This is a genomic window from Acidisphaera sp. L21 (genome assembly GCF_009765685.1).
Lineage (GTDB): Bacteria > Pseudomonadota > Alphaproteobacteria > Acetobacterales > Acetobacteraceae > LMUY01.
The window spans coordinates 1-7,603 of sequence record NZ_LMUY01000139.1; the positions used below are offsets into that span (position 1 = coordinate 1).

Below are 7,603 nucleotides of genomic sequence, written 5' to 3' on the forward strand. Positions count from 1 at the left end.
CCTTCCGGCCGGGTGTGCAAGGTGACGATCTGCTCGACAATTTGTATGGCCAGGATCTCGGACCGTTCGGCGTCGTTTTCGGTTTTCATTTCGATCACCCAGTCCGCCAGCAGCTACCCGTCGATGCCGTTAGCGAGCAGCAGGGTGCCGGCGACGGTGGTGAGGATGACGACGTGCTCATTTCCCCCTCGTGCACGAGAGACAATAGCGATTTGCATGTCCTCAACCAGTTGTTGCTCTATCGTGGCGAAGTAGGGCGGCTCGCGGTTCAGACGATTCACCTTGACAGCAGTGGGTAGTTGCCGCCGAGGTATAAGCGACGCGCCGTGATGGTCTGCGTCCGTGCCGGCCAGGATGCCTAGGAAGGGTCTGAACAAGTTCCGTTCGACATGATGCGCTGTGCTTACTAGCGTTCATGCTGTCTTGGGGCGGGCGATGGTATGCGGCAGACGACGTTGGCGACGGCTGGAAACACCGTCAGCTTACGTTGTTGGCATACCACTTGACTACCCGATACCCGCTCGACCAATAGAGGCGTTCGCTCCGGAACTTGGATCCGCCTGACAAATAGGGCGAGATCTGCAGGAACCTGCCGATTATCGAACCGTGCGACCATCCTCAGCCGTATCCTGAACCCAGCCATGCGTGTTCGGAGCCTTAAATAAGAACCTCCTTAACGTGTGATGAGAGATTAGCGGCACACCAAGTATTTTGGAAGGTGTCCGGGCGGGCACTTTATCCTGCCCCTGAAGTCTCTCCATTGAAGTCGGCTGTCACCGGCGACAGGTCTGCATCGGCGAGAGCGAGAGCGATATAGCGCGAACAGACCGTATGAACGCGATGCCAAGACAGGTCGATCAGAGCGGCACTTGTAGTGAAGGTGATCTGCCGTGCCATCGTCAGCACTACGCCTCGAACAATTGCGTGAAGCCGCCAAACCTGCCGGTCCAGTCAGACTCGATCGGGACCGCCCGGCCGTCGGGGAAGCTCATCCGTGGCGTTCTGACGTCGAGGAAGCATTCGTGCTGGAAGAAATGGAGATGCCGCAGATGCTTGATCCGAGCGTCATCCACAGGATACTCGCCAACGACGCAGGGCGCGGCGAAGTGCATCCCGATGACGAAATCGAGGCTGACGTATGGGTTTTTTTGGCGGCTTCGGAAGCTGCGTCGTTGACATACCAAGGCTTGGAGATCCCCAAGACCGCTTTAAGCTAGAGAGTTGGTTCTACATCTGCTGACGCCTCGCCGAAGGCGCGAAGCGGCACTCAGCGTGGTAGGTCGGAACGGAGAGACGGTCCCTTCAGACGAACAAAGCGATGGTTGGGGTCGGCGCCCTCACACTGCTCGCCTGGTAACGCACGGCCGTTACATCTACCTTCGATAAGCGTTCTTAAACGAGGGTAGCTTACAGCTTGGCGAAGGCCGTGCAGGATAATTTAATCTCGCCTGGAAAAGCCCATGTCGTCCGCACCAGGCCCTGCCACGCCGCCGCCTAACAGTGCCTTGGCGGCTATGCCGTCGGTGGTTTCACCCTGTCCCACTGCCTCTGGGCAACCCAGCGCACACCATCGCGTTGGTCCGACACCGTCGCTGACGCGGCCGCTCCTGTCGTCAACGGCACCCTGGACGCGGAACGGGTGGCGGCACAAGCCTTCCAGCGTTTGACCAAGGCGCAGAAAACCCAAACGACGTATCGGGCCGCCATGCCGGCCACCGGACCAGACGTCGCCGCCTTCCTAGCCGCCGAGCTGCACCGCGGCCTAACCCCCCCATAGCATCGACCTCCGGTGGGCTGCTATCCGCTACCTGCACCGCGCCGCCGGCTCCCCAGTTCCAAACCGACGATGCCTGCGTCGCCTAGACCGTGGCCGGCATCCGTCGCGACGTCGGCTGGAGGGGGGGAGCCCCTAGCCAAAAAGGCCGAGGCGACCGCAGAGATCCTTCGGCAGATCCTGGCCACCATGCCGGCGACCTGCGCGGCCTACGCGAGCGCACCCTGATCCTGCTGGGCTTCGCCGGCGCCTTGCGGCGCTCGGAACTCGGAACTTGCCGCCATCCATATCGAGCATCTTGAGAAAACGGCAAGAGGGCAGCCCCTCACCTTGCCATACACCAAGGCTCACAGGCCGACGCGGTGATCGTCCCCCTGCCCTACAACTAGTCCGATTGTGCCCCGTCCGTGCGCTGACCACGTGGTTGGACGCGGCGGGTGTCGTCGGCTGTCAATCGGCTTTGAAAATTTTGGACGCCTATCACCCCACCAAGGGGGTCAATCTTCCATGCTTATCCACAGTGATATCCTCTCAAACCAGCGCGGATCGCGGTCCGCCTGTGGCGTAGAAACGGGCAGGATTTATAGTTGCGATTGGAGGTGAGCGGCCGTCCGCTTTTTGGTGGTTAGTACCCCGTAGTCAAACATGGCCCGTGGGTTGCTGCGTACTTGCAAATGGTGACGCCTCGGCGATCCCGATTAGGAAATTGATCTGTCGCGCAATCCATCTCCTCCGTCCCGTATTCGCTCGATGAGGATGTATGACCAAGCCCAAGCGATCCCGCCGCGAGCGGGAGATGTCTCCGGTCCACGTCGGTGCAGCGGCAATCGATGTCGGCGCAACCATGCATGTGGCCGCAGTAGGCCCCGGCCGCGACCCGGAACCGGTTCGCAGCTTCAGCACCTTCACCGCCGATCTGCATCGCCTCGCGGACTGGTTCAAGCAGTACGGGATCAAGACGGTCGCCATGGAGTCCACCGGCGTTTACTGGATCCCCGCCTTTGAAATTTTGGAACAACGCGGCTTTGCAGTGGTGGTCAACGCCCGGGACGCCAAGCACGTCCCCGGTCGCAAGACCGACGTCACCGATGCGCAGTGGCTTCAGCGGCTGCACGAGTATGGGTTGCTGCGGGCCAGCTTCCACCCGGAGCGCAGCATCGCGGCTTTGCGGGACTACCTACGCCAGCGGGAGCGTCTGCTCGATTACGCGGCCTCGCACATCCAGCACATGCAGAAGGCGCTGATGCAGATGAACCTGCAACTGCACCACGTCGTGTCCGACATCACCGGCGCGACCGGCATGCGCATCATCCGTGCCGTCTTGGCTGGCGAGCGTGATCCGGCGACCCTTGCAGCGCTGCGCGACCAGCGCGTTAAGGCGTCGGAGGAGACCGTCCGCCAGGCATTGGTCGGCAATGACCGCGCGGAGCACGTCTTCGCCCTGTTGCAGGCCGTCGAACTGTATGACGCCTATCAGGCCAAAGTCGCCGCCTGCGACGTACAGATCGAAGCAGCCCTCAAGGAAATCGAGGCCGCTTGCTCGCCTCCCGCGTCACCGATCCCATCCCCGAGGCACTGAACAAAGCAGCCGAATGCCTTGGCCTTCCCGGCTCGTGAGGCGCTGCATCGTATCCTCGGCGTCGACCTGACCCAGATCCACGGCCTGGGTCCATATCTGGCCCTCAAGCTCGTGGGCGAATGCGGCACGAGCCTTTCGGCATGGCCGAGCGCCAAGCACTTCACCTCGTGGCTCTGCCTGGCGCCGAGCAACAAGATCTCCGGCGGCAAGGTGCTCTCAGCTCGGACGCGGCGCTCCAGCAATCGTGCCGCGGCCCTACTGCGCCTGGCGGCCGTGACGGTCGGATGCACCGGCGGCGTTTTTGGGTATTGATTGCGAAAGGTCAGTCGAGCGAGGACGCGGCGATTGGCGCGGGCATATCGGTGCCGGTAGGAGTACGGTGGTTTCGGAAGGCGGCCGGCATCAGCCGTGATCCGCTGGCACTCTTGCCTTGCAACCCACGCGGCTGGTCGACGACGCCGTATGCTAATCCGTTCCCCCATCGATCCGCTCCCCAAAGCAGCAAATCATGATTAAGAGCCTGACCGGAACCGTCATCGGATTCAATTGATAGCAGGCTAATTTATAAATGGTTGACTGGTTTGGTGAAACTGCGACTCGCTTGCTCTGCAACACGATGAGCGATTTGCCATCTCCTAGAACGAGACCGAGCGAGAAGAACATGCAGTGATCCAACGCGCGCTACGCAAGCGACCTGCCAAAGGACTTTTTCTTCCATCGCAAGCGCAAAATCGCAATTATACTTGGTACGACTGCGGTCGATGGCAAAAAATTATCAGCGTCTTGGTCTTGACCGCCCGTGAGACGGAAGGAAGAGAGGCTGTGCCGAGCGGCGTGATTGTCGCTAGTCAGCTGTCATACCACTGAATTGGCTGGCCGAAAGGCTATAACGTAGGAAAGAAGTTAAAGGTCATCACTGCCGCATCGCGGTCGATACCCACGGCCTGCCGATCAAGTGCCAGGTATGACAGCAGACGTCCAGAACCGCGACGCCTTGGCGAACTTGCTGAAAGCCGTCAGCGTCAAAAGTCTCTGAATAGAACTTGCGTTTGTTGATGATAGTTTTGCTGGCAACGCCCCTCTCCCCCAGCGCGCCGCTGACCAGGCAGTCGGATCAGGGTACGCTTACACTTTACGCCAATGATCTTACGCTGTCGCCACTGGCCGCGCCGCCATAGCCTGGGCCAGTGCAAGCAATTCGCCAATCGAACGGACGAGGTGTTCCTCTCCCCCCGTCGAGCGTAGATCGGCGAGCAACGGGCTATCGCCCGGCGCATGCCACAGGCAGACCACGATCATCGCGTCCGGCATGGTCTTCTCCATCCGGCGAACGAAATAACGGATGCCAGACGCTGTACTCCCTTCCTCGATGACGGACAGGCAACAGAGCCGCGCGGTCGCCAGGCTTTCCGTCGAGCCGCCTCCGGACGAGCCGAGGATGACATTCGGCTCCAGCCGCACGCCGAAACCTGCGGCGCCAAGGGCCTGGGTCGCCATCGTCGCCGCCAAATCGTCCAACTGCCCACGCCCCGGAATACAGACGACAACGCCGGGCAGCTGCCAATCGGCGGCGCTGGGGGGCGAGATCATGCAGTCATCGCCGCTGAGGTCGCTCAGAAGGGTGGCAATCTGGCTATGGATCTCTTCCAGCCTTTCGAAAGCCAGAGCGTCGCGGGATAGATCCCGCTGGGCCAACGCCAGCCCTCGCAGGGCGACCGTGTCATAGTACTCGGTGCGCGATGTGGCGGCAATCTGGGTTCGCGCTCCGCTGGTGAGTTCAAAGGCTTTGCCCTCCAGCGCACGTTGGTAGAACGTTTCCTCCGGCGAGAGTGGCGGCGTGTCGCCGAGAATGACGTCGAGGAACGCAAGGGGCTGAACATGGCGGCCGATGACCACAAGGCAGACAGTCAGCGGCGTAGCCATCAGCAGGCCGACTGGGCCCCATAGGAAGGCCCAGAACGCAGTCGCGACGATCACGGCGATGGGAGAAAGACCGGTGCTATGGCCGTAGATCAGCGGCTCGACAATCTGCCCCATCACCAATTCGGTGCCGATGAACAGGCCCAGTATAACGAAAGCAAGGGTCCAGCCCGGCACAACGGCGATTGCCAGCAGTAGCGGAGGAATAATGGCGATGAAGGTGCCGATAAAGGGCACGAACCGCATCATTGCGGCCAGGATCCCCCAGAGGACCGGATTGGGCAGTCCGGTCCACCACAACGCCAGGCCGATGATGATGCCGAAGCTGCCGTTCAGCATCAATTGAAACAGGAAATAGCGCGACAACCGGCCGGCGGCGTCGTTCATCGCCAGGATCGTCCGGTGCAGGTCCCGCCGTCCCACCAGCCGCACCAGCCGATCGCGCAGATCCTCGTTGGACAGCAGCATGAAGATGGTGAACACGAGCACCACGCCCGCCGTTGCCAACGGCCCCAACAACGGCTGGGCTAGGGTTCGCGCAATCGCCAGGCCGGACACGCGCTCCAGCCCCAAGACGGAGGCCGCTTCCGTGGCCGATGGCGCAGTACTTGGATTGCCGCCCTTGGGCAGGACGTTCTCCAGCAACCGATGCATCAAACCGGTGCCCGAGGTCAGCCCATACCATTTGGTCATGACGGTCGTCTGGTAGGACGGCAGATTGCCGGCGAGGGCTGCAACCTGGTTGCCCACGACAACGCCAATGCCGCCGATCGCGGCAAACGCAATCGCCACCACGACGAGCACACAGATGACTCGCGGCAGCCGGGTTCGCTGCAGCAGCGCGCAACCCGGCGCCAGCACGAAGGCTAGCAGTGCCGCCAACACTAGGGGCACCAAAAGCTCTTGCCCAAAGTAGAGCGCGGCAACGACGATGGTGCCCACAACGAGAGTGGATGCCGCGGATGTGTCCGGCAGCGCCGTCGTAGGGATAACGGTGTCGTCTGGAATGGGGCTCATGGGCGTGGCTGGCTCCGTTTACTTTGGTATGTGCGCGAAACTCGCGGGCCACTCGCGCTTTCAGGCCGTGCCGGATCTCCGGGGCATTAAGGCTTGACATGACCAAATTGCTGCTCGTCGAGGATCATGAAGAGTTGTGGGACTTTCTGTCCCGCCGCCTGCGCCGGCGTGGGTTCGACGTTGTCCTGGCCCATGACGGACAGCAGGCGCTGGACCAGATTGCGGCCGAGGCGCCGGACCTGGTCTTGTTGGATATGGACTTGCCGGTGATGGATGGCTGGACGGTGGCGCGGACGTTGCGGGCGGGGTCCAACACGACGCCCGTAATCGCGTTGACCGCGCATGCGATGATGGGCGACCGGCAGAAAGCGATTGATGCCGGATGCGACGAGTACCACCCGAAGCCAGTCGATTTCAACACACTGCTGCAGCAGATCGATGACGCGATGCTCCGGCGTGAGGAAAACGCGGATTAGGCGCTCGGAAGGGCTGCTCACGCGTCATCCATCAAACCGTCTCCACCAAACCGGCTGGGTAACACGCGATGGACGGGCGCAAGTTGCCCGGCAACCAAGAAAAACTGTCAAATTCGCGCCAATCTACCTGTGGTGACCAGCCATGCCCGCATCGCCTTCCCCTATCCCGCCGACTGCGGTATCAAATTGGATAGCCCTGCTTCGTCAGCGGGAACTACTTTGCGCTGTCGTTCTGGTTGCGATTTCAATTGTGGCATTCTCAGTGGATCGCTGGGATCGCGGCCATTTCGAGGCAGAGGCGCGCCGGGACAACCAGATGATCCTCGTGAGCGAACGACTGTTGTCGTCGCTGAAGGATATCGAAACGGCGCAGCGTGGCTTTTTGTTGACCGGGGATGAATCGTATCTCGGTCCCTACAACGAGGCGTTGCCGCTGCTCCACGGCGCATTGGACACCTTGGCTGGGCTGGGCTGGGCACTCGATGGGCTGCCAGCCTTGGTCGATGAGCGTGTGGCCCTGATACAGACTGGCATCCGGGCCCGCCGGGCAGATGGATTGCAGGGCGCGGTGGCGATGACTTCATTCGGCCGCGGCAAGCAAACGATGGACACCATCCGCGTTCGGATCGGTAACATGGAGGCGGCGGCACAGACTAGGATCGACAAAACCAGCCGCCGCGCCCGGCAACACACGCTGATCCTCACCAGCCTGTGCCTTCTGGCGCTAGCAGGCGCGATTGCCACGGTCGGCGTTTATTCAACGCGCCGGCGTCGGGAAACACGGTTGTATGAACGGCGCACCCGGGAAAGCGTAGCCCGGTTCCGCGCCCTGGTTGA

The 7,603-nt window shown here is 61.5% G+C and carries 8 protein-coding genes; 6 read left to right on the forward strand and 2 right to left on the reverse strand.

Annotated features, from left to right (window positions below; all coding sequences use genetic code 11):
* The 4 genes from GSQ76_RS25865 to GSQ76_RS31460 all read left to right on the forward strand — a co-directional run.
* A partial coding sequence (locus tag GSQ76_RS25865; protein ID WP_158746973.1) for a hypothetical protein occupies window positions 1-299 on the forward strand: 299 nt, incomplete at its 5' end.
* Window positions 300-890: 591 nt separating this feature from the next.
* Window positions 891-1,217 carry a hypothetical protein gene (locus tag GSQ76_RS25870; RefSeq protein ID WP_158746974.1) on the forward strand — a complete coding sequence of 109 codons (327 nt, stop codon included), beginning with the start codon at window positions 891-893 and terminating at the stop codon, window positions 1,215-1,217.
* A 1,317-nt stretch (window positions 1,218-2,534) separates the two neighbouring features.
* Window positions 2,535-3,353: an IS110 family transposase gene (locus GSQ76_RS25875; protein WP_216851308.1), complete on the forward strand. Its 819-nt coding sequence runs from the start codon at window positions 2,535-2,537 to the stop codon at window positions 3,351-3,353.
* Window positions 3,354-3,371: 18 nt separating this feature from the next.
* Window positions 3,372-3,665 carry a transposase gene (locus GSQ76_RS31460; RefSeq protein ID WP_216851309.1) on the forward strand — a complete coding sequence of 98 codons (294 nt, stop codon included), beginning with the start codon at window positions 3,372-3,374 and terminating at the stop codon, window positions 3,663-3,665.
* Between the two features lie 153 nt (window positions 3,666-3,818).
* On the opposite strand, the gene GSQ76_RS25880 is transcribed toward GSQ76_RS31460, so the two are convergent.
* Both GSQ76_RS25880 and GSQ76_RS25885 read right to left on the reverse strand, forming a co-directional pair.
* Window positions 3,819-4,016, reverse strand: coding sequence for a hypothetical protein (locus GSQ76_RS25880; RefSeq protein ID WP_158746975.1), 198 nt, complete (start codon window positions 4,014-4,016; stop codon window positions 3,819-3,821).
* 483 nt (window positions 4,017-4,499) lie between these two features.
* On the reverse strand, window positions 4,500-6,290 hold the full coding sequence (locus GSQ76_RS25885; RefSeq protein ID WP_158746976.1) for an AI-2E family transporter: 1,791 nt from the start codon (window positions 6,288-6,290) through the stop codon (window positions 4,500-4,502).
* A 98-nt stretch (window positions 6,291-6,388) separates the two neighbouring features.
* On the opposite strand from GSQ76_RS25885, the gene GSQ76_RS25890 reads away from it, so the two are divergent.
* Window positions 6,389-6,766: a response regulator transcription factor gene (locus tag GSQ76_RS25890; RefSeq protein WP_158746977.1), complete on the forward strand. Its 378-nt coding sequence runs from the start codon at window positions 6,389-6,391 to the stop codon at window positions 6,764-6,766.
* Between the two features lie 250 nt (window positions 6,767-7,016).
* Window positions 7,017-7,603: CHASE3 domain-containing protein (locus GSQ76_RS25895; RefSeq protein WP_174247405.1), on the forward strand; the 587-nt coding region annotated here is incomplete at its 3' end.